Origin of the sequence: Streptomyces sp. H27-C3 (genome assembly GCF_030063415.1) — a bacterium.
Classification (GTDB): domain Bacteria; phylum Actinomycetota; class Actinomycetes; order Streptomycetales; family Streptomycetaceae; genus Streptomyces.
The window spans coordinates 259,243-284,331 of record NZ_JASITA010000001.1; the positions used below are offsets into that span (position 1 = coordinate 259,243).

A 25,089-nucleotide genomic window follows, 5' to 3' on the forward strand; every position below is an offset into this window, starting at 1 on the left:
TTGCTGGAGAGCGCTCTCCCTCACTCTCTCCCCCGAACGAGGAGAACACCTCATGCCCGCACTCGGCATACCCGTGGCGCCACCATCTCCCAGACCCCCTCTCATCGCACGACAGAGCACCGCCGGTGCGATCGTCGTCGCGCTCGTGGCCACCCTTCTGCTGTTCAGCCCCGCCAAGGCCGCGCAGGCCGCGCCCGCCCTGCTCTCCCAGGGCAAACCGGTGACGGCCTCGAGCCAGGAGAACGGAGGCACTCCGGCCACCGCGGCCGTCGACGGAGACAACGGCTCGCGCTGGTCGAGCGCCGCGTCCGACCCGCAATGGATCAAGGTCGACCTGGGATCCTCCGCGGCCGTGACCCAGATCGTGCTCCGCTGGGAGACAGCGCACGCGAAGTCGTACCGCATCGAGTTCTCCGCCGACGGCACCAACTGGTCGAGCGCGTACTCGACCACCACCAGCGCGGGTGGCACGGAGACGCTGAACGTCTCCGGCACCGCTCGTCACGTCCGCGTGTACGGCCTCACCCGCGCCACCGGCTACGGCTACTCGCTCTGGGAGTTCCAGGTGTACGGAACCGCGGGCGACAGCGGCGGTCCGACCATCCCCGGAGGCGGGGATCTCGGCCCCAACGTGCATGTCTTCGACCCGTCCACCCCCAATATCCAGGGGAAGCTGGACGAGGTATTCAAGAAGCAGGAGTCCGCGCAGTTCGGCACCGACCGGCACGCGTTCCTGTTCAAGCCCGGCACCTACGGCAACATCAACGCCAACCTCGGCTTCTACACCTCCATCGCGGGCCTGGGGCTCTCCCCCGACGACACGACGTTCAACGGTGATGTGACCGTGGACGCCGGCTGGTTCAACGGCAACGCCACCCAGAACTTCTGGCGTTCGGCGGAGAACCTGGCACTGAATCCGGTCAACGGCACGAACCGGTGGGCGGTCTCCCAGGCGGCGTCCTTCCGCCGCATGCACGTCAAGGGCGGACTGAACCTGGCGCCCACCGGCTACGGCTGGGCCAGCGGCGGCTACATCGCGGACAGCAAGATCGACGGCACGGTCGGCCCGTACTCGCAGCAGCAGTGGTACACCCGCGACAGCTCCGTGGGCGGCTGGACCAACGGCGTGTGGAACATGACCTTCTCCGGGGTGGAGGGCGCGCCTGCCCAGGGCTTCCCCAACCCGCCGTACACGACGCTGGCGACTACCCCGGTCTCCCGCGAGAAGCCGTTCCTGCATCTCGAAGGCAATGAGTACAAGGTGTTCGTCCCCGCCAAGCGCACCAACGCGCGCGGCACCACCTGGGCGAACGGCACACCTCAGGGCAGCTCAATTCCGCTGAGCAGGTTCTACGTCGTCAAGCCCGGCGCGACCGCCGCCACCATCAACGCCGCCCTCGCGCAGGGCCTGCACCTGCTCTTCACTCCGGGCGTCTACCACATCGACCAGAGCATCAACGTCAACCGCGCCGACACGGTCGTGCTGGGCCTCGGGCTCGCCACGATCATCCCGGACAACGGCGTCACCGCGATGCGGGTCGCCGACGTCGACGGCGTGAAGCTGGCCGGGTTCCTCATCGACGCGGGTGCGGTCAACTCCCAGACCCTGCTGGAAGTCGGCCCGCAGGGCGCTTCCGCCGACCACTCCGCCAACCCGACGACCGTTCAGGACGTCTACATCCGGATCGGCGGCGCGGGCCCCGGCAAGGCCACCACCAGCATGGTCGTCAACAGCGACGACACGATCGTCGACCACACCTGGGTGTGGCGTGCCGACCATGGCGACGGCGTGGGCTGGGAGACCAACCGAGCCGACTTCGGCGTCCGGGTCAACGGCGACGACGTGCTGGCCACCGGACTGTTCGTCGAGCACTTCAACAAGTACGACGTCGAGTGGTACGGCGAGCGGGGAAAGACCATCTTCTTCCAGAACGAGAAGGCGTACGACGCGCCGAACCAGGCGGCGATCCAGAACGGCAACACCAAGGGGTACGCCGCCTACAAGGTCGCGGACTCGGTGAACACCCATGAAGGCTGGGGCATGGGCAGCTACTGCTACTACAACGTGGATCCGACAATCCGTCAGGACCACGGCTTCCAGGCTCCGGTAAAACCTGGAGTGAAGTTCCACAGCCTGCTGACCGTGTCACTCAGCGGCATGGGGCAGTACAACCACGTCATCAACAACACCGGCGCACCCACCTCGGGAACCACGACCGTCCCGTCCACCCTGGTCTCCTTCCCCTGACCCCTGACCCCTGACTCCTGCCCCCGTCCCCGTCCCCGTCCCCGTCCCCCGACCGCCACCCTCTGAGCCCATCCCGGGTTCCTCCGAGCCCATTCGGGGCCCGGCATCCTCCGCGTCAGCGGGGATGCCGGGCCCCGCGCGCGTGCCGGGGTGCCTCCAATTGCGCCAAACCGGCGTAACCACAAAGAAGTTGGCACCCAACACGTTGACAGGCACACGACTCCGCGCCACTCTCGGAGAGCGCTCTCCCAACCCGGCTTCGGGAAGCCGGCACCCCCTCCCCCTCCCGCCAGGAGCCATAGTGTTCAGATCCCGGGCAGCCTTGTCCGGCCGTCCCAGAGTCGGAGTACTGCTCGTCACTCTCGCCGCCGTGCTGGCGACCTCACTCACGCTCGCGACAGCACCGGACGCCGGAGCCGCCGACACCTTGCTGTCCCAGAACAAGCCCGCGACCGCCTCCTCGTCCGAAGGCGACGGTCTCGCCCCTTCCGCGGCCTTCGACGGGAACCTGACCGGCACCCGCTGGGCCAGCGAATGGCGCGACCCGCAGTCGATCCAGGTCGACCTCGCCGCGCCGACCGTGCTGCGCAGGCTCCAACTGGTGTGGGACCCGGCCTACGCCAAGTCCTACCAGGTACAGGTTTCGGAAGACGGCGCCAACTGGCGTGCGGTGCACTCCACTTCCGACGGTAACGGTGACGTGGACAGCATCGAGATCGCCGCGACCACCGCCCGGCATGTGCGGCTGAACCTGACGGCCCGTGGCACGGGCTGGGGCTATTCGCTCTTCGAGTTCGGCGTCTACAGCTGACGACAGCACCGGCCTACCAGGCCGGTGCTCAACACACACAGCTCACACGGCAGTCCGCCGGGCGCGCAGCCGCGCGCCCGGTCGCCTCCCCACCCACCGCACATCCCCCCATCCCCCACCACCTCTGACAGGAGGTCTCCCATGAGACGGAGTTCAAAAACTCTGTCCGCGCTGCTCGTCTGTACGGCACTGGCGGCGACCACATTCGGTATCGGCTCGATCACCTCGGCCGCCGACCCCGGCTCGGATTCCAAGAGCGTGTCGAGCGCGTCCACGCACACCGGGCACACGAACAAGGTGTCCCTGCTGCCTTCCGGCGACGACGCGGACGGCGACGGCTACATTCCGGCGAACCCGCCGGTGACCGCTCTGCCCCCGGCCGCCCAGGCCCCGCCGTCCCGGTACTTCCACGAGTTCCAGGCCAACTGCTCGGTCACACACACCGCGCCGGACGACCCGATCATCTACCCCGGCCAACCGGGCAGGTCCCACGACCACACGTTCATGGGCAACACGACGACGAACGCCAACAGCACCACGGCGTCCCTGTACGGCGGCAACACCACATGCAAGGCGCCGGGCGACTCCTCGGCGTACTGGATGCCGTCCCTGTTCAAGGGCGACAAGAAGGTACTGCCGATCGGACCGCAGACCATCTACTACAAGGCGGGTGTCACCGACTACACCACGGTGCGCCCCTTCCCCAAGGGCCTGCGGTACGTCGTCGGCAGTCCCACCCAGAGCCCCCAGGAATTTCGCGACCACCCCGGGTGGGTCGAGGGCTGGGAGTGCGGTGAGAGCTTCGGCAATGTCGGGTTCCCGCAGAACTGCCCGGCGGGCTCGCAGCTCAATCTCCGTATGCAGGCACCGAGTTGTTGGAACGGCCAGCATCTCGACACACCGGACCACCAGAGCCACATGGCGTATCCGGACGTGAAGCCGGGCACCAACGACAATGTCTGCCCGGCCAGTCACCCCGTGGCACTGCCCATGGTCGAGTTCAAGATGGCTTTCCCTGCGGACGGCGACATGTCGCAGGTCCGGCTGGCCAGCGGCGGGGGCCATACCTTCCACTACGACTTCTTCAACGCGTGGGACGAGCGCACGCTCAAGGCGCTGGTCGACCACTGCGTGGTGGGCGGACTGCAGTGTGACGCGCGTGGCTACGACCAGACGCACCCCGGTGCGGGCGCCGCGCTGAACGCGGACTACCGGCTGCCCTGACCGGCCGGTAACGCCCGTTCCGTCGCCCGGTCCGCCCCACCCAGGGGCGGGCCGGGCCTCGGCCTGAGCCGGTGCCTCCGCGGGCTACGCCGAGTCGCGGAGAACCAGTTCCGCATCGAAGATCGCCGAAGTGGGCGCGGTCAGCGTCCCCTCGATCTGCTCCTGGAGGAGCCGCGCCATGGTGGCCGCCATCTCCTCCATCGGCTGGCGGATCGTGGTCAACGGCGGTCGGCAGCCGACCGCCGCGCTGGAGTCGTCGAAGCCGATCACCGCCACGTCTTCGGGTACCCGCTTGCCCGCCTCGCGCAGCGCCTGGCAGACCCCTTGCGCCATCAGGTCGTTGGCCGCGAACACCCCGTCGATGTCGGGGTGTTCGGCAAGCAGGCGGACCATGGCCGTCGCTCCGCTCTCGACGGTGAAGTCCCCCTCCGCTATGGGGATGTACGGGTGCCCATGCCGCGCCGTGGCATCGCGGAAGCCGACGAGGCGGTCCTGGGCCGCCGGCACGTTCAACGGTCCGGTGATCGTGGCGACGCGGCGGCAGCCGCGCGCCAGCAGATGCTCCGCAGCCATGCGCGCGCCGTCCTGGTGCGCGAAGTCGACGTAACTGACCTGGGCCGGCAACGCGGGGCGTGCGAACAGCACGCAGGGCAGGCCTTCGGCGGCGAGAAGTGCGGGCAGCGGGTCCTCTGCGTGCGTGGAGAAGATCAGCGCACCGTCGGCGCTGCCCTGGCGGAGATAGGCCCGCACCTGGTGCCTGGCGGCGTCGGACTCGGCGAACATCAGCACCGGATGCATGGACCTCGGGCGCAGGAAGCCGACGACACCGCCGACCACCCGCCCGAAGAAGGGGTCGGTGAGGACCCGGGAGGCGAAGGCGTTCTGTTCGCTCTCGGTGTCGTCGCCCGCTCCGGAGACCACCAGCGCGATGGTCTCGGCGCGCCGGGTCACCAGCGAACGCGCGGCCCGGTTGGGCGTGTAGCCGGTCCGCTCGATCGCTTCCCGGACCGCTTCCTGGATCTCCAGGTCCACGTTGCGGATGCCGTTGACGACCCGCGAGACGGTCGCGCGGGAGACGCCGGCCGCACGCGCGACATCCTCTAGGGTCGGCGCCTGTCTGGTCATGTCCGTACCCTACCGGCGGCGACAGGAACTGCGGGAAGCGCCTCGGGGAGCGCTCTCCACAGATGCCGCTCGGCAGGAGCGCACAGGGCTGTATCGGACCCGATGAAGGGCTGGTTGAGGTCGTCGACGCGAGTCTATGGACGAGTGGGGCGGACTTCCCCCACGCACACCGTGGCGGCCAGGGGCAGCTCGCCGGCCGACGGTCCGGCGAGCACACTGTACGAACCCGGTTCCACGCACCAGCCTCGGTCGCTCTCCGACCAGTGACGCAGCAACCGCGCCGGGACTCGTACCGTCGCCGTGACCCGCTCGCCGGGCTCCGCATCGACCGACGCGTACCCGGCGAGCCATCGCTGCGGGCGCTCCACCGTGGACCCCGGTCTCGCCAAGTACACCTGGACCACCTCCCGGCCGCGCCGACCACCGGTGTTGCGCACGCGAACGGCCACGGTGAAGGCGCCGCTTCCCAACACCGTGGCTGGGGTGGTCAGTTCCTCGTACTCCCAGGTCGTATACCCGAGGCCGCGCCCGAACCAGTACGCGGGCTCGCGGCCCTCACGCAGCCAGGCCCGGTAGCCGATATGAAGTCCCTCGGTGTAGGCCAGTACGCCGCTCTCCGGCCTGGTCACGGTCACGGGCACGTCATCGAGGGCGGCGCCCCAGGTGGTCGGCAGCCGTCCGCCCGGTTCGGCCCGTCCGAACAGCACGTCGGCGAGCCCGGTGCCGCCCTCCTGGCCGGGGAACCAGGCCAGCAATATCGCTCCGGGCTGCTCACGCCACGGCATCTCCACCGGAGCGCCGACGTTGACGACGACGACGGTGCGCGGGTTGGCGGCCGTGACGACCCGTACCAACTCGTCCTGGCTGAAGGGGAGCCGGAGATCGGTGCGGTCTCGCCCTTCGGACTCGCCGTCCTCCGTGGTGCCGACGAACACGACGGCCGCGTCCGCGCTGCGTGCCGCTTCGGCCGCCGCGGCGAGCGCGGGCAGCGGGATCCGGGGCGGGCGGCCCCGCGGTCACCAGGGTGGCGCGGCCCGTGTCGTCCGCGAGTTCCCGGCGTGCCACGACCGCCACCGCCTGTCCGGCCGTGAGCCGAATGCGCCCGTAGTGGCACGGCGGGTTCACATGAACGACGGCCGGGTCGTCCGTGTCGCGCCGGAACACCCCCTCGACCAGGGTATGTTCGCCCACCGTGAGGCTCATACGCCCGAAACCGCCGACGCCGAAGACCCATTCGCCCCCGTGTGCGGGCAGTAGTCGGGCGCTGATCTCGACCGTGCGCGCTCCCGGCACCAGGGGTGGCTCCAACTGGCGTCCGGACAGGCGGTGTCCGGCATACAGCTCGCGCCCCTCGGCGTCGAGTACGCGCAGCAGAACCCCAGGGAGTCCATTGCGGGGATCCCGGCACTCCGCGACCGTCAGTGGCGGCGGATCCGCGACGGCCGGACCGGGTACGTGGACGATGCGCGACCGGCCCGCGAGCGCCGCGCGGATACCGTCGAGCGGCGTGATCACACGCTGCGGGAAGACCCCGGCGCTGCCGCCGCCCTGGGTCCTAGGCTCCCCGGCATGTACGCCGATCAGCGCGACCGTACGCAGGGCGGCGGGGTCCAGCGGCAGCAAGCCGCGGTTGTGCAGCAGAACCGAACTCGCGGCGACCGCGCGCCGCAGCAGCGGCTGCGCGTCGGGAGCGGGCCGCGGTGGGGCCGGGGTGGCCGGTGCGCCGAGAGCCCCGAGCCGGTCGGCGAGCCGGAGCAGGCGGCGCACCTTGTCGTCCACGGTGTCGGCGGGGACCATGCCGTCCTGGACGGCCCGCACCAGGGCATCTCCCCAGGGGCCCGCAGGTCCCGGCATGGCGAGGTCCTGCCCCGACAGGGCGGACGCCACGGTGGACCGCACCGCGCCCCAGTCCGAGATGACGACCCCGTCGAAACCCCACTCGCCCTTCAGTGGCTCCGCCAGCAGCGGATGCTCCGTCATCGTGGCGCCGCTGACGCCGTTGTACCCGGTCATGACGAGCCGAACGCCGGCCTTGACGGCGGCCTCGAAGGGGGCGAGGTAGACCTCGCGGAGCACGCGCTCGTCGACGGAGACGTCCACGGTGAGGCGTTCGGTCTCGGAGTCGTTGGCGACGTAGTGCTTCGCGGTGGCCGCGACGCCATGGGCCTGGATGCCCCGGATCAGGGCGGCGCCGGTGCGGCCGGTGAGCTCGGGATCCTCGGAGAAGCACTCGAAGTGGCGTCCGCCCAGCGGCGATCGGTGCAGGTTGAGGTTGGGCGCGAGCACGATGTCCACGCCTTTGCGCAGGGCCTCGGCCGCGAGCAGGCCCCCGAGCCGCTCCACGAGAGCCTCGTCCCACATCGCACCGAGCGCCGATGCGGCGGGCAGCAGCACTGAGGTGTCCAGCTCGTCCCACGCCTCCCCCCGCACCCCCGCAGGCCCGTCGGAAGCCGTCAACTCCCTGAGCCCTACGGCTGGTTCAGCATGTGTGCGCCAGGTGGTCGCACCTGTGAGCATGCGCACCTTCTGCCGTAGGTCCAGCTTGTCCAGCAGTCGAGTCAGCTCTTCCTCGGTCATCCCCCACACCTCTCCCCAACGCTCTGGGAGAGCGCTCTCCCAGAGCATGACCAGGGGGCGGGAAACTGTCAATGCGGCAACACCGGGCCGGTCCGGGTGTGGTTGGCGTGGATGCCGGATGGGCTGCGCCGACGCCCGCGAGTGCCTCGTCGGCGTACCCCCGTGTCTGCGCCACGGCCGAAGTTGGCAACGATGTCGGAGAGTTCAGGTTCGGCCGGGGCAGCCATGTCGGCCTCGGACTCGTTGCCGGGGGTCTGGTCGGCGGGCGTCCCGGACGGTACTTCCGCCGGTCGGCGTCGCCAGCGGTATGGCGTCGGTGGATTCGACACGGGCGGGGTCATGACTGTCCTGCCCGCGACGCCTGTTCCTGGCGGGCCTGGTACGCGCGGGGCGTGTCCCGGATGCGGGCAGGACGGGAAGCACGCCGGGCCGGGCGCGCGCGAAATCTTCGACCGGGCGTGCGCTGCGCCAGGCCGGGACCCCGCCACCGGTGTACAGACCGTGCGGCCGAGGCTCTCGGGAATAGTCGAGGCCAGGTCCGCCTTGACGCCGTCGGGGAGGCCTGGGATGTCCAGCACCAGGGGCCTGCTCAGGGCGGAGGGCACCGGCTCCGGATCGACGAGCAGCAATTTCACGCGCTCCCCGAGACGCGCGCGTGCGGGGCCCTCTCCGAAGCCCAGGAACAGGTGTTCCGGGTCAGGTCGACCGGCCCCGCCTCCGACCTGCGGAGGCCGGTGGCTAGGTGCGGGCGGTCCACGGGCGGGCGTGCAGGGTCCGTGCGATCCGCGGGCCCAGCCAGCGCTTGAGCCTGCGCAGCGCTTCCAGACGCTCGGTCGCCCGGTCGATCCGGTAGTACAGCCGCGGCGGGATGTACGGGAGCAGCGGGGAGTGCCGCTGGCCTAGCAGCGCGAACACCTTCGGCGGCGCGAGGTGGAGGTAGCGCGGAAGGTTCTCGTACCACCGGGCGCTGTAGCGGGCCGCGCTCTGGACGGACAGCAGCGCCGATCTGCGCTCCCGTTCGTAGCGGGCGAGGGCGGGCCCCAGTTCCGGCTGTCCGCGCAGTGCGCCGGCCAGGGCGATGGCGTCCTCCAGGGCGAGTGTGGTGCCCGCGCCGATGGAGTAGTGCGTGGTGTGTGCGGCGTCGCCGAGCAGGACGAGGTTGCCGCGGTGCCACGTCCGGTTGGTGAGGGTGCGGAAGTTCAGCCACTGTGCGCTGCCGTCATCGTGTGCCCGGCCGATCAGGCGGTGTCCGTCCAGCGGTTCGGCGAAGAGCCGCTCCAGCAGGGCCAGACTGTCGGCCTCGCTCGCCCGGTCGAGCCCGAGGCCTGTGCGGGTCGCCGGGGAGCACTCGACGATGAAGGTGCTGTGGTCCGCGCTGAACCCGTAGGCATAGCACCAGATCCAGCCGTGCGCGGTCTCCACGAAGGCGAACGTGAAGGAGTCGAAGAGCTTGGTGGTGCCGAGCCAGATGTAGGTGTTGTGCCCGACCGCGACATCGGTGCCGAAGTGGTCGGCGTGCCGCTCGCGCAGCTCGCTGTTGACGCCGTCACCGGCGACGACCAGGTCGGCGTCGGGCAGCTCGGCCCCGGCGACCACCGGATGGTCGAACTCGACGCGCACCCCGAGGGATTCGGCCCGCTCGGTGAGGACCGTGAGCAGGGTGCGACGGCTGATGCCGAAGCCCTGGTCGCCCTGGTGCGTGGTGGTGCGCTCGCGGATGTGCGCGGTGCCCCCGCTCCAGCGGACCGAGTTCCCGCTGATGGCCGCCGCGGACTCGGGGTCGTTGCCTGCGAGCTTGTCGAGCATGCCGCCCCAGTACGTCACTCCCCAGCCGTACGTCGAACCGGCCGGGTTGCGCTCGTAGACGGTGATGTCGTGGGACGGGTCCTGCCGCTTCATGAGGATCGAGAAGTACAGGCCGGCGGGCCCGCCGCCGACACAGGCGACCTTCACACACACACTCCCTCTCCATAACGAAAAGTAGTCAATTCGCGACACAAAGTAGCAGATGCGGTGTGTGTTCTCAGTGCGCGGCCCAGCCGCCGTCGAGGGGGAGCGAGATGCCGGTGAGGAACGATGCCTGCGGGCCACACAGATAGGCGACCGCCTCCGCGACCTCGTCCGGCTCGACGAGGCGCTTGACGGCGGAGTCCTTGATGGGGCGCACCAGTTGCAGCCCGGCGTTGTTGACCAGGATGTCCGTGCCCGCCGCCGCCGACTCCGCCGTCCAGGTCGGTCAGGTCCGGGGCGAGCGGCTCGACGGTGCCTCTGAGCCCCCGGGCCCGCTGCACATCGGCCACGAGAGAGACCAGGGTGTCGAACCCGCAGGTCGCGGTCCACGGCGGTGACCTTGGTGCCGACCGCCGCGAGCCGCAGCACACAGGCCGGCCGATGCCGCCCGCGGCGCCGGTGACAAGCGCTCTGCCGCCGCCCAGGTCGAGTGCGGCGGCGTGTGGAGGGGGTGCGGTGGGCGCGGTCATGGTCACGACCCTAACGACCTCGGAGGCGGAGTCGCAGGACGCCGGGAGCCCGCGCACTATTGCCCCCGAGGTCGTAAGCAGCGGCCGTCGTGCGACCGATGTGGCCGCCGCCCATACTTCAGAGCTGGGTGGTGGGCTCGAACCATGCGGGTGCGTCGGTGAGTGACTGCTTGATCCTCAGCAGGGCGAAGTCATTGAGCTCCGGGAGCGCGTCCACCGGGAACCAGCCCACTTCCAGCGACTCGTCGTCGTTGACCCGCGCCTCACCACCGACGGCGCGGCACCGGAAGGTGATGTCCATGTACTGGCACAGGTCGCCGTTCGCATACTGCACCGGCTTGAGGGCCTGGACGAGGACGACCCGTTCCGGCTCGCACACCACGGCCGTCTCCTCGAACACCTCGCGCACGGCTGTCGCCGCCGGCTCCTCCCCGGGCTCCGGGATCCCTCCGACGATCGACCACTTGCCGTCGTCGGAGCGCCGACCGAGGAGCACGCGCCCCGCGTCGTCGAAGACGATCGCACTGACACCCGGCAGGAAAAGGAGCTGGTGGCCCGCGGTGGCCCGGATTTCGCGGATGAAGTCGGGTGTTCCCATGACTCGACCCTAACGGCCCGGTGAGATCACTTCGGCGCACTGCCGGGGGTACGGCGGCGGGCCCGCACACCGCGGGCCGCGACCCATCCGAGGCCGGCGGCAGCGAGCAGTGCGAGCGCTCCCTCGGGGATCGTTCCGAGCCGGGTCGCGGGCGTCAGCGAGGAGCGCAGTGGCACCTCCTCGACCAGTGCGGCCGGGGTGAACATCCCGCTCTTGCGCACGATCTGGCCGTCCGGCCGGATGACGGCGCTGACCCCGCTGGTGACGGGGACAACGACGGAGCGGCTGTGCTCGACGGCCCGCACCCGCGACATCGCCAGCTGCTGGTACGTCATCTCGCTGCGCCCGAAGGTCGCGTTGTTACTGGGTACGGTGATCAGCTGGGCCCCGCCGGTGACGGTGTCGCGCACCGCCCAGTCGAAGGCCGCCTCGTAACAGGTGGCCAGTCCCACCTTGGTGCCCGCCAGGTCGAAGACACCGACCTTGTTGCCCGGCCCGAAGTCCCGGCGCACCCGGTCGACGTCCGAGCTGAAGATCCGCACGAAGGACCGCATCGGGATGTACTCGCCGAACGGCTGGACGTGCCGCTTGTCGTAGGTGGCGACGGGGCCGCGCTGCGGGTCCCACTCGATCAGGGTGTTGCGGAGCTTGCCCTTGTCAGGTGTGAGCACCGCTCCGATCACGGTGGGGGCGTCGATCGCCTTCACGGCCTCGTCGATGACCCGGCGGGCGTCGTCGTTGCGGTACGGGTCAAGGTCGGAGGAGTTCTCCGGCCAGAGCACGAAGTCGGGCTGTGGCTCCTTGCCCGCCTTGACGTCGTCTGCGAGTTCTTCGGTGCGCCGTGCGTGGTTGTCGAGGACGGCGCGGCGCTGGGCGTTGAAGTCGAGCCCGAGCCTCGGCACGTTGCCCTGGATCGCGGCGACGGTCGCGGTGCCGTCCTCGGCCGTGTTGTCCAGGAGCGGCAGCGAGGCGAGCGCCGCGGCGACCGGTACGACGACGGCCAGGGCCGCGACGACGGCGCCCCGGCGCGGCACCTCGCCGCTCTCACGGTACGTACGGAACTGGCGGACCGCTTCGTACAGGCCGAAGCCGCACAGCGCGACCGCGAAGCCGAGCACCGGGGTGCCGCCGAGTGCGGCGAGCGGCAGGAAGACGCCGTCCGCCTGACCGAAGGCGATCTTCCCCCAGGGGAATCCGCCGAACGGCACGCGCGCGCGGACCGCCTCGCCAAGGACCCACATGGCCGCGCCCCACAGGGGCCACAGCGGCAGCCTGGTCACCAGGGCGATCCCGACGCAGCACAGGGCGACGAAGAGGGACTCGAAGACGACGAGGGCCAGCCACGGCACCGGGCCGACCTCCTCGCCGGTCCAGCTGAGCAGCGGCAACAGGAAGCCGAGACCCGCCAGGAAACCGAGGCCGAACGCGGCGCGCGGCCGTCGCCCGTACAGACATCCGCCGAGGAGGGCGAAGCCGGGCAGTACCAGCCACCACAGGGGGCGGGGCGGGAAGCTCGCGTACAGGAGGAGGCCGGAGACCACGGCGGCCATCGGCGCCACGACCCGCCGCAGTGCTCTTTTCCCGCGCGAGGTGGCATCGGACTGCGAATTCAGCCGTTCCGGCTCGCCTACGGCGGTGGTGGTGCTCACCCAGCGGAGTCTACGGTGACCGGCCCGGCGCCCCACAGGCCGGTCCAACGGCCGATGCAACGTTTCTGCGCATTCTGTACACAAACCCCCGTCCCTGCCGTTACCGTATGCGCCAGTCCCTGCCGCCGGGCCTCGTCGGCCGTCGCGGGCGGGGCCCGTCACATGTCGGGGGGTGTGCTGCTCTGCTCGCTCGCCGCGGCACGGGCGCGCCGCGGGACGGCCGCGCCCGCGGGGCTGGTCCTCGCCACGGCGCTGGTGGCCGCGGGCTCCTGGGCCGTCGCCGCGGACGCGCTGCCCGGCGGGCTGACCGCATCCCTGGAGGGCCAGCTGAGTGTGAACCGGGTGCTGCTGTGGCAGGACGCGATCGGCCTCGCCAAGGAGCACCCGGGGCGTGGCGCGGGCCCCGACCGGTTCGGCGAGCTGAGCCCGACCGCGCAACAGACACGGGACGCCGACGGCAAGCCCCACTCGGCGCTGCTGCAACAGGCCTCTGAACAGGGCATCCCCGGGGTCGTCCTGCTCGGGGGCGTCTACGGCTGGGTGCTGTAGCGCTCGCCCCGCGCCACCTCGATAGCCCTGACGGCCGCGGCGGCGCAGACCGCGCCGGCCGCCCTGGCCTGCATCGGCAACGCGCTGAGCTTCACGCCGGTGACGGCGGGAGCGGGGCTGCTCGCCGGGCTGGCCACCACGCGGCGGCTGGGGCAGGACGAAGCGGATGCCGCGGTCCCGGAGCCCACGTACGACGCCCCGGTGGTCGGCCCCGCCCAGTGTCCCGGTTTCGAGATTCGGCATCGCCGATTTCAAGATCGGCGCCCCGCTGACCAGGCGGTTGATGCGGCACACGCCTCACGTGGTGCGGCCGAAACTCGAATCCACCTCACTGGACTTCCCACGCGGGGCTGTACGTGGGACAGGCACGCCGGCCGGGTCAGGCCCCGGCGGGCCTGCCGGGGATGGCGCGGCTCAGCAGGTCGTGGATAACGCGCACCGCCGCCTCCGCGTCGTCCACCGTCACGGTGAAGGTCTTGCCGTCGCCGAGTTTGAGGACAATGCCCTCGCCCCTGCGGACGATCACGGCCGTCCCCTTCTCGGGGCGCCAGCGGTATCCCCAGCCGCCCCACTGTTGCGGTGTGAGCCTCGGCGCGAACTCGGCGCCCACCACATGGTCGAGCGGGATGCGGCAGCGGGGCAGACCCATGTGACCGCAGCGCACTTCGAGCGCGTGACGGTCGACCTTGACCGCCACGTGCACGAAGGCGAGCGTGCCGTAGAGCATCAGCAGGCCCGCCGCCATGCAGCCGACGACCGACATCACGAGGGGGGCGAGGCCGGAGGTCCACGCGGAGTCGACCGCGAGTTCGATGCCGAGCGCCAGACATCCCGCGCCGGCGGCCGCGAGCAGCCACTGTCCGCGGTTGGTCGCGCGGCCTGTCCAGGTCTGGGGAGTGGGCTCCGAGCTGCGCCCCTCGCCGTGGGGGTGGTCCCTCATGCGTAGCAGACTACTCACGTTCCGCGTTCGGGGCAGCGCCGCGTCGGGTGCCTCTGGGGCGGGCGCCGGTCAGCGGGCGGTGCTGACGGCGTCCAGCAGCCGGCCTTCCGCGTACCCGAGTGCCTGCCGGGGCAGCGGGCTGTCACGGCCGCTGAGCAGCACGGTGAGCCCGTGGTCCGGTGTGGCCGCGGGGGCGGGCTGAGCGCCGATACGACGCAGCGCCTGGGCGGCCACGGCCTCGGCGGATCCGTGGAGCACCACGGGCGGCCGGTCCTGCTGCTGGACGGCGGCCCGGATGCGCTCGGTGACCAGTTCGTAATGGGTGCAGCCCAGGACGACGGCCGTTACATCGTTCGGGGTGAGAGCGGCGGCGGCGGCAATGGCCGCGTCGATGCCTTCCTCGTCGCCGTGCTGCACCGCGTCGGCGAGCCCGGGGCAGGGCACTTCGGTGACGGTGACGCCGCCGGCGAAGTCGCTGATGAGTCCGCGCTGGTACGGACTGCCAGTGGTGGCGGGCGTGGCCCAGATGGCGATGGGTCCGCCGCTCGCCGCGGCCGGTTTGATGGCCGGAACCGTGCCGATGACGGGGATGCCGGGCTCCAGTTCCGCGCGGAGCGCGGGCAGCGCGTGCACGGACGCCGTATTGCAGGCGACGATCAGCGCGTCGGGGTGGTGCGCCGCCGCTGCCTTCGCGACGGCGAGCGCGTGCGCGGTGACGTCCTCAGGGGTGCGCGGTCCCCACGGCATCGAGTCCGGGTCGGAGGACAGCACGAGTGCGGCGTCCGGCCGAAGTCGGCGTACCGCGGCGGCCGTAGGCAGCAGGCCGATTCCCGAGTCCATCAGCGCGATCTTCACCCGGTCACCATAGTCGACCGCCCTTGCGTGCCCGTCGGGGTGGGGCAGACTTCGGTGGATGAGTGCCCTTGCCTGGATTGCCGTGGGATCACTGGTCGTGTGGGTATGGCTGGTGCTGGGTCAGGGCTTCTTCTGGCGTACGGACATAAGGCTGCCCCCTCGCGAGGCCCCGGCCCACTGGCCGGATGTCGCCGTCGTCGTCCCGGCGCGCGACGAGGCCGAGGTGCTGCCTTCGAGCCTGCCGTCGCTGCTGGCGCAGGACTACCCGGGGAGGGCCGAGGTCTTCCTGATCGACGACGGGAGCACGGACGGTACGGGCGAGCTGGCCCGGACGCTGGCGGTGCGGCACGGCGGGCTGCCGTTGACGGTGGCCTCTCCCGGCGAACCGGAACCCGGCTGGACCGGCAAGCTCTGGGCGCTGCGGCACGGCATCGCGCTGGCGCGCGTCCGGGAGCCGGAGTTCCTGCTGCTGACGGACGCGGACATCGCGCACGCTCCGGACAGCCTGCGCGAGCTGGTCGCCGCCGCCTGCTCGAACGATCTCGACCTGGTGTCCCAGATGGCGCGGCTGCGGGTCGTCAGTGGGTGGGAGCGACTGGTCGTGCCGGCCTTCGTGTACTTCTTCGCGCAGCTCTATCCGTTCCGCTGGGTGAACCGGGCCGGCGCGAGGACGTCGGCCGCCGCGGGCGGTTGTGTGCTGTTGCGGACGGGGATCGCGGTGCACGCGCGGGTGCCGGACTCGATCCGCCACGCGGTGATCGACGATGTGTCGCTGGCCAGGGCAGTGCGGCGGGTCGGCGGCCGGATCTGGCTGGGGCTCGCGGAGCGGGTCGACAGTGTGCGCCCGTACCCGCGGCTCGGTGATCTGTGGCGGATGGTGTCGCGCAGCGCGTACGCCCAGCTGCGGCACAGTCCGCTGCTGCTCGCGGGGACGGTGGCGGGGCTCGCGCTGGTTTATCTCGCGCCGCCGGTCGCGCTGTGCGCCGGTCTCTTGTCGGGCGACGCGGCTGCCGCGTGGGCGGGCGGAGCGGCGTGGGCGGTGATGACCGGGACGTATCTGCCGATGCTCCGCCACTACCGGCAGCCGCTGTGGCTCGCGCTGTCGCTGCCGTTCACCGCGGTGCTCTATCTGCTGATGACGGTCGATTCGGCCGTGCAGCACTACCGGGGGCGCGGCGCGGCCTGGAAAGGGCGCACGTACGCCCGTCCCGAGACCGCGCCGGACCACTGAGCCGGTGAATGGCTCGCGCGGCCGAACCGCAAAGCGGCCGCCGCGCCGGACAAGCACGTGACCGGCCGCATCACCGACCGTGGGATCACTGGCTGGTTGGCCAGTGATCACCGGGCGGTCATTTCCTGCCGGGGGTCCAGTTCATGCCCCAGCCATAGGCGTAGTCGATGGTGCGCTGCGGGCTGACTCCGCGTTCCGGTACGAGATAGCGGGCCTCTCGGCGCACGGTCAAGTCGCCGCCCTCATTGGTGATGAGGGCCAGTGCGGCGACGGTCGAAGGCACGGTGCACTCGTCGAGCGAGAAGTCGATGGGGGCGCCGTGCTGTGGTGTGAGCGTGACCGTGGCGTGCAGATCCGCGAATGAGCGGGCGCCTTCATAAACGGCGACGAAGATCAGGACGCGGCGGATCTGGTCCTTGTGGTCCAGACTGACCGTCAGATTCTCGCCGGTGCTCACGGCGCCCGTGCGGTCGTCTCCGTCGAGATGAATGAACGGCGGCTGGTTGAGCGCGCCGAAGGCATTGCCGAGCGCCTGGACGACCCCCTTGCGGCCGTCGGTCAGTTCGTACAGGGCGCACAGGTCGAGGTCGAGGTCGCCATGCATGGCGACGGCCCGGCCGAGCTTGGCGCCCCACCCCTTGAACTGCTTGCGCACCTCCCAGTTGAGGTTCACGCGCATCGTGCCCGTGGTGCCGCCCTGCTTGGACAGGGAGACGGTCGGGGCCTCCTTGGTGAGCGTGATCTTCGTCAGCCGGACCGGGGCGGCGGGGGGCGCGGCCGACGGGGCAGGGGGCGGCGGCGGTGCCTGCACCGGCGCGGGAGCCCGCACAACGGCGGGGGGCGGAGCCGGGGCCGGCTGCTGGGGCTCGTCGACACTGATGCCGAAGTCCCTGGCGAGCCCCTCCAGGCCACTGCTGTAGCCCTGCCCGACCGCACGGAACTTCCAGGCTCCCTGGCGCCGGTAGAGCTCGCCGAGGACGAAGGCCGTCTCGACGCTCGCGTCCTGGCTCTCGAAGCGCGCGATCTCGGCGCCGTTCGCCGCGTCGAGCACCCGGACGTAGAGGCCCGGCACCTGCCCGAAGTTGCCGCCGTCGGCTGAAGCGGCCACCACCACGGTCTCGACGGCGGGCTCCACGCGCGCGAGGTCGACGGTCAGTACGTCCGTCACGGTGTCCCCGCCGGGGGTCTTCCCGTCGTACCTGACCGCACCCGATCCGTGCGTGGGCTGGTTGTAAAAGACGAAGTCCGCGTCCGAGCGAACCTTTCCCGCCACCAGCAGGAGGGCCGAGGCGTCGACGTCTGGCACGCCGGGCGCCGAACGCCAGCCCAATTCGACGCGCACGGCCGCCGCCGGCACCGGAACATTGGTTCCCTTAAGCATGGACATGCTCGCCCCCATCACGGGTCCGGGTGTCTGAAAAATACCGCGCGGCCAAACCTATTCCCCAGCGGCCGTCGGGGTTCACGACGACCTGCTGAAGATCACGCGCCGACCGCGGGTAACCCGTGGCCAGGAGCGGTCTTTACACGATCCCAACACTTCACGGCGACCGATTTTCCCAAGTTCGCTCGGATTAGGGGATCCGTCATCACTCCCCACACGCAAAACAACCCTCTTATCGGGCTCCCCAACCAGAACATCTTCGGCTTAACTTATGTGCCATGACCTCCCCCCGCTCCACCTACGGCGGCGGCTACTACTCCGCCCCGTCCTTCCCGGACACTCCGATCTACGACTCCCTCGTCGCAGAGCGGGGTACACCCCAGATCGCGCCCATCCGGGTCCCTTCCGCGTACGACACCGGAAACAGCTATCTGCCGGCCCTTCCGGCGGCGCTGCCCGCGCTCGGTCCCGCCCAGTCCCAGTACCAGCAGCCCGCGTACGGCTACCCGCAGGCCGCTCAGCAACCCGTGCCGCTGCAGCACGCCGCCCCCGCGCAGTACATCCCCGCGCCCTACATCCCGCAGCAGGCGGCGAGCCCCCGCGGCTACCCCGGCGCCCAGCAGCCCCAGCAGCGCCCGGGGTCGGCCACCGGGTACGAGGCGATGCGCCCCGCCGCGCCGCGCCCCGCGCCCGCTCCCTCGCCGTACGACGATCCGTACAACCGTCAGTACCAGGGCGGGGGCTACTGACCGGCTCGGTGCGGTGTCCGACCCGGCTGGCAGGATGGCCCCATGCCGAACCCAGTTCTCCACGCGGTCCACGTCTACCCGGTCAAGTCACTGGCAGGATGCACGCCGGGCGAGGCGGAGGTCGAGCCGTGGGGACTCAGCGGAGACCGCAGGTGGATGCTGGTCGACCCGGTCGGCAAGGTGGTCACCCAGCGTCCGCATCCGCGGCTGGCGCTGGCGCGCGCCGAGCCACTGCCGGACGGCGGGATCCGGCTGTCCGCACCCGGCCTGGAGACGCTGACGGTCGCGATACCGGAGCCCGCTTGCACCACCGGGGTGGAGATCTGGAAGGACAAGGTCGAAGCGGTCGAGGCGGGCGCGGGGGCACACGCCTGGCTGAGCGAGCACCTGGGCACCGAGGTGCGGTTGGTCCACCTCGACGAACCGGCGCACCGCCGCCCCGTCGACCCGAAGTTCGCGCTGCCCGGCGAAACGGTGAGCTTCGCCGACGGCTACCCGCTGCTGGTGGCCACGTCGGCCTCCCTCGGCGCGCTCAACTCGCTCATCGCCCAGGGTGACCATCCCGACGAGGGCCCCCTGCCCATGAACCGTTTCCGGCCGAACGTCGTCGTGGACGGAACCGCCCCCTGGGCGGAGGACGGCTGGAAGCGGATCGCGATCGGCGGGGTCACCTTCCGGGTCGCGAAACCTTGCGGCCGTTGTGTCGTCACCACCACCGACCAGGGGACGGCGGAGCGCGGCAAGGAGCCGTTGCGTACGCTTGCCCGTCACCGGCGCGCCGGTGGCCAGCTGATCTTCGGGCAGAACCTGGTGCCGGAGCGCACCGGGACGCTCCGTGTCGGTGATCCGGTGGCGATCCTCGAATAGGACCCCGCCCCCGTGGGAACTCGTACGGTCGTGGAAAGGGGGTGAGGGACGGTGCACACAGCAGCGGGAGTCTGGCGTTGGCGGCACAATCCGCTGCGCCGTACGACCGATCTCGTCGAGGCATGGGCGATGCTCGCCGCCGCCCTGCTGATCGCCCTCGCCGCACCCGCCGCGGGCTGGATGTGCGGCGCGCTGGCCAACGCGGCGCTTCAGGAATCGGTGCGCGTGCAGCACCAGCAGCGCCACCTCACGACAGCCGTCGTCGTGCGCACGGCGCCGGGACCGGGACCGGTCGTGGACCCCGAGGTGCCTTCGGAGCACGCGGCGCGCGTGCGGGTCGTCGCCGACTGGACGGCGGCCGACGGCAGTCGGCACACGGGCGCGGTGACCACCACCCAGCGGGGGGTGCGGCCGGGCGACCGGTTCCGGATGTGGACGGACGAGCGGGGCCTGGTCGTCGACCGCCCGATGGACACCAGCACGGCAGGCACCCACGCCGCCGTCGCGGGCGTCGGCGCGGGAGCGGCGAGTGTGGCGATCATCGAAGGGGGCAGGCGCCTGGTCGTACGGCGTCTCATGCAGCGGCGGTACGCCCGTCTCGACCGGGACTGGGCCAGGGCCGGACCCGACTGGGGCCGGACGGACGCGGGTAACTGAGCGGAGCCACCGGGCACGACTGACCGGTCAACTCCCCGCCCCCGCGCGCGCTACGGTGGAGCGGCCAGATCGTCGGCACAAGGTGGGGGCACAGCAACGTCATGGCACAGGGCACGGTCCAGGTGACGCACACCGGCACATCGCGGTGGCGGCGCCGCACAGGCGAATACGCCTCTCTCGCCGCAGCCCTGGAGGCCGCGGGAGACGGTGACATCCTCACCGTCGCTCCCGGCACGTACCGGGAGAACCTCGTCGTCCAGCGCGCCGTGACACTGCGCGGCCCCGAGGGCACCGTCGGCTCGGTCCGTATCGCCCCTGTCGACGGCGTGGCGCTGACCGTCCGCGCCTCGGCCGTGGTCCAGGACCTGCACATCGAAGGGCAGGACTCGGCGGCGCCCGCCCTGCTCGTCGAGGACGGCACCCCCGAGCTCAGCGACCTGCGAATCGTGACCCGCTCCGCGGTCGGCATCGAGGTACGCGGCGCCGCGCGGCCCACCGTGCGCCGCTGCACCATCGACAACCCGGCGGGCATCGGCATCGGCGTCCTGGAGGGCGCGGGCGGGGTCTTCGAGGAGTGCGAGGTGGTCGCGGCCGGCCAGTCGGGCGTCTCGGTCCGCGGCGGCGCGCACCCCCGCCTGGAGCGCTGCCGGATCCACCACACCTCGGGCGCCGGACTGACCGTCACCGGCGAGGGCAGCGGCCTGGAGGCCATCGGCTGCGAGGTGTACGAGGTCAACGGCACCGGTGTGCAGATCACCGCGCGCGGCGCCGCCCATCTCACCGACTGCACCGTGCACCGCACTTCGGCCGACGGCATCACCCTGGACACCGACGCCGTGCTGACGCTCTGCGACTGCGACATCCACGACATCCCCGAGAACGCGATCGATCTGCGCTCGCGCTCGGTCCTCACCCTGACTCGCTCCACCGTGCGCCGCTTCGGCCGCAACGGCCTGTCGGTCTGGGACCCGGGCACCCGGGTGGACGCGAACCAGTGCGAGATCCACGACAGTACGGGCGACTATCCGGCCGTATGGATCAGCGACGGCGCGACCGCCGTCCTCGACTCCTGCCGGGTGCACGACGTTCCCGACGCGCTCTTCGTCCTCGACCGCGGCTCGCGCGCCGATGTCGTCGACAGCGACCTGTCCCAGGTGCGCAATACGGCCGTCTCGGTGAGCGACGGCGCGACCGCACAGCTCGACGACTGCCGGATCCGCGAGGTGTCCACGGGCGCCTGGTTCCGTGACCACGGCAGCGGCGGCACCCTCTCCGGCTGCACCATCGACGGCGCGCAGACCGGCGTCATCGTCACCAAGGGCGCCGACCCACGCATCGAGCGGTGCACCGTCACCGCGCCCGCGGAGGCGGGGTTCTACGTCTCCGCGGAAGGCCGCGGCACGTTCGACGGCTGCCGGGTCACGGGCAGCAGCGGCTACGGCTTCCACGTGATCGACGGCTGCCGTTCGATCCTGACACGCTGCCGCACCGAGCGCTGCGCGCGCGGTGGTTACGAGTTCGCCGAGGACGGCCAGCTGGTGGAGGACTGCACCAGCGACGAGAGCGGCGTACGGGCGCCGGCCCAGGAGGCCTCTGTCGTACTGACCGCGGCCCAGACCCCCGGGGTGCTCAGCGCGATCCCGGTCCAGCGTCCCGTGGAGGGCGTGACCGGTCCCGACCCGGCCGCGGAGCCTGCCCGGTCGTCCAAGGCGGTCCTCGGTGAACTCGACACCCTGGTGGGCCTGGAGAGCGTCAAGCGCGAGGTGCGCGCGCTCACCGACATGATCGAGGTGGGCCGCCGCCGCCAGGAGGCGGGCCTCAAGGCCGCCTCGGTCCGCCGCCATCTGGTCTTCACCGGCTCCCCCGGCACCGGAAAGACGACGGTGGCGCGGCTGTACGGCGAGATCCTGGCCTCGCTCGGGGTGCTGGAGCGCGGCCATCTCGTCGAGGTGTCCCGGGTCGACCTGGTCGGCGAGCACATCGGCTCGACGGCCATCCGTACCCAGGAGGCCTTCGACCGGGCGCGCGGCGGGGTGCTGTTCATCGACGAGGCGTACGCGCTGTCCCCCGAGGACTCGGGGCGCGACTTCGGCCGCGAGGCCATCGACACCCTGGTGAAGCTGATGGAGGACCACCGGGAGGCGGTGGTGGTGATCGTCGCCGGTTACACGGCGGAGATGGCCCGCTTCCTGACCACCAACCCCGGTGTGGCGTCCCGTTTCTCACGGACCATCACCTTCTCCGACTACGTACCCGACGAGCTGCTGCGGATCGTGGAGCAGCAGGCGGAGGACCACGAGTACCGGATCGCCGACGGCACCGCCGAAGCGCTGCTGAAGTACTTCACGGCGCTGCCCAAGGGGCCCGCCTTCGGCAACGGCCGTACCGCGCGCCAGACCTTCGAGTCGATGGTGGAGCGGCACGCGGGCCGGGTCGCCCAGCTCGCAGAGATGGACAAGGACGACTTGACTCTCCTTTACCCGGACGACCTGCCCGAACTGCCCTGAGGTCGGACGGCTTCGGGCCGTTGGCGGGGCAGTACGGACGGCGGCAGCCGGTCGAGCAAAGCGGTCCGCTCCTGGTCGAAGGCCGGGTCGGCCTGGTACTCGGAGTGCCCCAGGACGGGGGCGGGCAGCGGCTGTTCACGGGTGCGGCCGTAGGCGAGCGGGTCCTTGAGCGCGGCCCGGTCCACTGCGGGCTGCGTGGCGCCCGTGACGCGCACCGGGCCGCCGATCGGGTCGGTCGGACGCCACAGATTGCGCCAGCAGTGCACATCCTGGCGCAGCCCGTCCAGGCAGGCGGGGCCGAAGTACTGCGGGAACCAGCGCCCGTACAGCCGCTCCATCGGTGACCCGTAGGTGAGCAGCGCGACGCGGCGCCGGGTGCGCGGGGGCAACTGCCAGACGGCGGCGGCCGCCAGCACGCTGCCCTGCGAGTGTCCCGAGATGACGAGGCGCCCGCCGGTGCGGTCGGTCCAGGTGGCCATGCGCCAGGTCAGGTCGGGGACGGCGCGCTCGGCGTAGCAGGGGGGCGCGAAGGGGTGGGCCGCGCGCGGCCAGAACGTGCCGACATCCCAGAGGATGCCTATGGTGCGGCGGGCCGCGGGGTCGCGGTAGGCGCGGCGGCCCCAGGTGACGAACAGTATGAAGCCGAAGCCGATCATCCATGAGCCGAGTGCCTGTGCGGTCTGGGCCATCGAGGCGATGTAGGCGGGGGCCTCCGCCGCGGCCCTGCCGGGCACCTGCCCGGTCGCCCGGGCGCCCACCAGTGCGGCGGCGCCGAGCAACAGGGTCGCGGCGGAGGTGACGCCGAGGATCGACGGGGCGGAGTCGGTGAGGGCGGCCCTGGCACGGGTGCGCGCGATCCGCCGGGTGCGTACCCAGTCGGGGTCCTCGCCCGGGTAGTCCGCCTCGACCTGCGCGGCCAGCGCCCGCCCGGCGCGCCAGGTGCGTACGGCGAGGACGGCGCCGAGCGCGAGCAGGACGAGCAGCAGGGGCGGGATGGCCGACGCCTGCCAGGTGAGCAGTACCGGCGGCCCCTCGATACTGCCTCCCTGCTCGCCCGGGGTGCCAGGCCCGTCGAGCCAGTCGCCGACGCGCTGGGCCACGCCCCCGGTCATGACGCCGCCAAGCGAGCAGGCGAGCATCGCGACGGCCGGTCCGCCGAACCCGCGCATCGCCGTACGCGCGTCGGGTGCCCGCCGGTACATGACGGGCGCGACCGCGGCGAGGCCGACGACCAGCGCGCCCTGGGCGAGTGCGATCACCCCGAACGTGAAGTCGCCGGGAAGCCTGCCCCCTGACTCCCAGCCGGGGCGGGACCAGGCGGCGTACAACATCGACAGGACCAGCTGGGCGAGCGCCGATCCGGGCAGCAGGGTGACGACGGCCCGGTCGAGCTTCAGGTCGAGGCGCGTCTCGCTGCGGCCCCGGCGGCACACCACCCAGACCACCACGACGGCGCCCGCCGCCAGGGATGCCTCGATGACCCAGCCGAAGGTTTCCAGGAGCGAGCCGGAGGCATGCCGGTCGTAGCGGGCCCCCGTGCCGGCGAGCGCCGCGGCGACGGTGAGGAAACCGGCGGCGGTGTGGGCGGCGCGGAGCCGGGAGACGAGCCTGCGGCCGTACCAGAAGCCGGGCAGGCCGAGGGCGGGCCGTTCGGTCGGCTCGTCCGGGTCGGGCTCCGCGCCGGGCGGCAGCGGGCGCTGCGACTCGTACGCGCTCCAGGTGCGGTTGGACAGGTACCAGAGCAGGCCGGTCAGCGCGGCGGGCACGAGGGCGGCGAGGGCGAGCCTGCGTCCGGGCTGCGCCCACCAGCCGTCCTGGGTGGCCGAGACGAAGCCGAGCCAGGACTTGTCGCGGGAGCAGTCGGCCGAGCCCGCGCACTGCCAGGCGGTCAGGTCGAGGGCGACCTCGCAGGCGGCGGCGACGAGCAGCACGGTGAGGCTGAGGGCGACGAGCCGCACGAGCACCCCGTAAATGCGCACGGTCTTTCTCAGGCCTCGGGTGTTGGGCCGCATCCAGTGGGCGAGGTTGGCGACCATGAAGGGCAGCAGGAGCAGCCACAGGGCGCGGGCGCCGTTGCCGGAGGTGAGGTTGCACCAGACATACGCCTCGGGGACCGGCCGGTCGCGGGGCTCCTCGGCGCCCTCGGAGCCCGCGTAGCCCTCGGGGTCGTCCGGGTCCGCGGGAGGGACATCCGCCTCGACGTCGTCGGCGCGGCGGTACATGGCGGCGGTCTCGTCGCCGGTGACCCGGACCGTTCGTGGATCACCGAGCATCTCCTGGGGGGTGGTACCGCCGACTCCGTGCACCAGCAGTTCGAGCGCGGGCCCGCCGTCGCCGGGGGACGGTGTGACTCGGGGCACTCTGGGTCTCGCTCTCGTGTTGGCGTGTTGGCGTGTTGGCGTGTTGGCGTGTTGGCGATGGCAAGATCGTGGTCCGCGCGGGCGGTGCCGGCGCGGTCTCCCAGGATCCCGGGCGGGGTGCGGCTGTCCAACGGTTCTCACCGAATCTCCCCGAGGTCCGGCGGACCTGAGCGCGTGCGAGGATGAGCAATCGCCCACGGACCGTCCGTACTCCGATTCGCACGGCACGGCGATTCGACCCATATCGACCTGCCGTATCGACCGCCCGTTCCCGACCG

At 71.4% G+C, this 25,089-nt stretch carries 18 protein-coding genes and 2 pseudogenes; 9 read left to right on the top strand and 11 right to left on the bottom strand.

Annotated features, from left to right (window positions below; genetic code table 11):
• Positions 1-52: 52 nt before the first annotated feature.
• The 3 genes from QMK30_RS00965 to QMK30_RS00975 all read left to right on the top strand — a co-directional run bounded on the left by QMK30_RS00965 (position 53) and on the right by QMK30_RS00975 (position 4,283).
• A complete protein-coding gene (locus QMK30_RS00965; RefSeq protein WP_283515151.1) occupies positions 53-2,248 on the top strand; it encodes a pectate lyase-like domain-containing protein in 2,196 nt (731 codons plus the stop codon).
• Positions 2,249-2,618: 370 nt separating this feature from the next.
• On the top strand, positions 2,619-3,059 hold the full coding sequence (locus QMK30_RS00970; protein ID WP_283515152.1) for a discoidin domain-containing protein: 441 nt from the start codon (positions 2,619-2,621) through the stop codon (positions 3,057-3,059).
• A gap of 141 nt (positions 3,060-3,200) precedes the next feature.
• Positions 3,201-4,283, top strand: coding sequence for a DUF1996 domain-containing protein (locus QMK30_RS00975; protein WP_283515153.1), 1,083 nt, complete (start codon positions 3,201-3,203; stop codon positions 4,281-4,283).
• A gap of 84 nt (positions 4,284-4,367) precedes the next feature.
• Here the strand turns inward: QMK30_RS00975 and QMK30_RS00980 are convergent, their stop codons facing one another.
• From QMK30_RS00980 to lnt, 6 genes and pseudogenes are all read right to left on the bottom strand, one after another.
• Positions 4,368-5,408: a LacI family DNA-binding transcriptional regulator gene (locus QMK30_RS00980; RefSeq protein ID WP_283515154.1), complete on the bottom strand. Its 1,041-nt coding sequence runs from the start codon at positions 5,406-5,408 to the stop codon at positions 4,368-4,370.
• A 134-nt stretch (positions 5,409-5,542) separates the two neighbouring features.
• Positions 5,543-7,985: pseudogene (locus tag QMK30_RS00985) on the bottom strand (glycoside hydrolase family 3 C-terminal domain-containing protein).
• 738 nt (positions 7,986-8,723) lie between these two features.
• Positions 8,724-9,938: an FAD-dependent monooxygenase gene (locus QMK30_RS00990; protein ID WP_283515155.1), complete on the bottom strand. Its 1,215-nt coding sequence runs from the start codon at positions 9,936-9,938 to the stop codon at positions 8,724-8,726.
• 70 nt (positions 9,939-10,008) lie between these two features.
• Positions 10,009-10,465, bottom strand: a pseudogene (locus QMK30_RS00995) (SDR family oxidoreductase).
• Positions 10,466-10,583: 118 nt separating this feature from the next.
• On the bottom strand, positions 10,584-11,063 hold the full coding sequence (locus QMK30_RS01000) for an NUDIX hydrolase (protein WP_283515156.1): 480 nt from the start codon (positions 11,061-11,063) through the stop codon (positions 10,584-10,586).
• Between the two features lie 26 nt (positions 11,064-11,089).
• Positions 11,090-12,712 carry an apolipoprotein N-acyltransferase gene (lnt, locus tag QMK30_RS01005; RefSeq protein WP_502963033.1) on the bottom strand — a complete coding sequence of 541 codons (1,623 nt, stop codon included), beginning with the start codon at positions 12,710-12,712 and terminating at the stop codon, positions 11,090-11,092.
• 162 nt (positions 12,713-12,874) lie between these two features.
• On the opposite strand from lnt, the gene QMK30_RS38660 reads away from it, so the two are divergent.
• Positions 12,875-13,261 (top strand): O-antigen ligase family protein, encoded by a 387-nt coding sequence (locus QMK30_RS38660; RefSeq protein ID WP_502963034.1) that lies wholly within the window; start codon positions 12,875-12,877, stop codon positions 13,259-13,261.
• Here the strand turns inward: QMK30_RS38660 and QMK30_RS38665 are convergent.
• The 3 genes from QMK30_RS38665 to QMK30_RS01020 all read right to left on the bottom strand — a co-directional run bounded on the left by QMK30_RS38665 (position 13,243) and on the right by QMK30_RS01020 (position 15,056).
• On the bottom strand, positions 13,243-13,398 hold the full coding sequence (locus QMK30_RS38665; RefSeq protein WP_502963035.1) for a hypothetical protein: 156 nt from the start codon (positions 13,396-13,398) through the stop codon (positions 13,243-13,245). The two genes, QMK30_RS38660 and QMK30_RS38665, sit on opposite strands and share 19 nt — an antisense overlap.
• A 242-nt stretch (positions 13,399-13,640) precedes the next feature.
• The gene (locus QMK30_RS01015) at positions 13,641-14,201 is read right to left on the bottom strand and encodes a hypothetical protein (RefSeq protein WP_283515157.1); all 561 of its coding nucleotides are present in this window, start codon (positions 14,199-14,201) and stop codon (positions 13,641-13,643) included.
• Positions 14,202-14,270: 69 nt separating this feature from the next.
• Positions 14,271-15,056 (bottom strand): glutamate racemase, encoded by a 786-nt coding sequence (locus QMK30_RS01020; protein WP_283515158.1) that lies wholly within the window; start codon positions 15,054-15,056, stop codon positions 14,271-14,273.
• A gap of 58 nt (positions 15,057-15,114) precedes the next feature.
• Here QMK30_RS01020 and QMK30_RS01025 point away from each other — a divergent pair, with 58 nt between their 5' ends.
• On the top strand, positions 15,115-16,287 hold the full coding sequence (locus QMK30_RS01025) for a glycosyltransferase (RefSeq protein ID WP_283515159.1): 1,173 nt from the start codon (positions 15,115-15,117) through the stop codon (positions 16,285-16,287).
• 118 nt (positions 16,288-16,405) lie between these two features.
• Here QMK30_RS01025 and QMK30_RS01030 read toward each other — a convergent pair whose 3' ends face one another.
• Positions 16,406-17,686: a TerD family protein gene (locus tag QMK30_RS01030; RefSeq protein ID WP_502963036.1), complete on the bottom strand. Its 1,281-nt coding sequence runs from the start codon at positions 17,684-17,686 to the stop codon at positions 16,406-16,408.
• A 263-nt stretch (positions 17,687-17,949) separates the two neighbouring features.
• Here QMK30_RS01030 and QMK30_RS01035 point away from each other — a divergent pair, with 263 nt between their 5' ends.
• From QMK30_RS01035 to QMK30_RS01050, 4 genes are all read left to right on the top strand, one after another.
• Positions 17,950-18,420 (top strand): DUF6643 family protein, encoded by a 471-nt coding sequence (locus QMK30_RS01035; protein ID WP_283515161.1) that lies wholly within the window; start codon positions 17,950-17,952, stop codon positions 18,418-18,420.
• Between the two features lie 42 nt (positions 18,421-18,462).
• Positions 18,463-19,287: an MOSC domain-containing protein gene (locus QMK30_RS01040; protein WP_283515162.1), complete on the top strand. Its 825-nt coding sequence runs from the start codon at positions 18,463-18,465 to the stop codon at positions 19,285-19,287.
• Positions 19,288-19,338: 51 nt separating this feature from the next.
• On the top strand, positions 19,339-19,944 hold the full coding sequence (locus QMK30_RS01045; protein WP_283515163.1) for an Rv1733c family protein: 606 nt from the start codon (positions 19,339-19,341) through the stop codon (positions 19,942-19,944).
• 101 nt (positions 19,945-20,045) lie between these two features.
• Entirely contained in the window at positions 20,046-22,451 is a 2,406-nt protein-coding gene (locus tag QMK30_RS01050) for a right-handed parallel beta-helix repeat-containing protein (RefSeq protein WP_283515164.1), read from the top strand.
• On the opposite strand, the gene QMK30_RS01055 is transcribed toward QMK30_RS01050, so the two are convergent.
• Positions 22,421-24,811 (bottom strand): hypothetical protein, encoded by a 2,391-nt coding sequence (locus QMK30_RS01055; RefSeq protein ID WP_283515165.1) that lies wholly within the window; start codon positions 24,809-24,811, stop codon positions 22,421-22,423. The genes QMK30_RS01050 and QMK30_RS01055 overlap by 31 nt on opposite strands.
• Positions 24,812-25,089 lie beyond the last annotated feature (278 nt).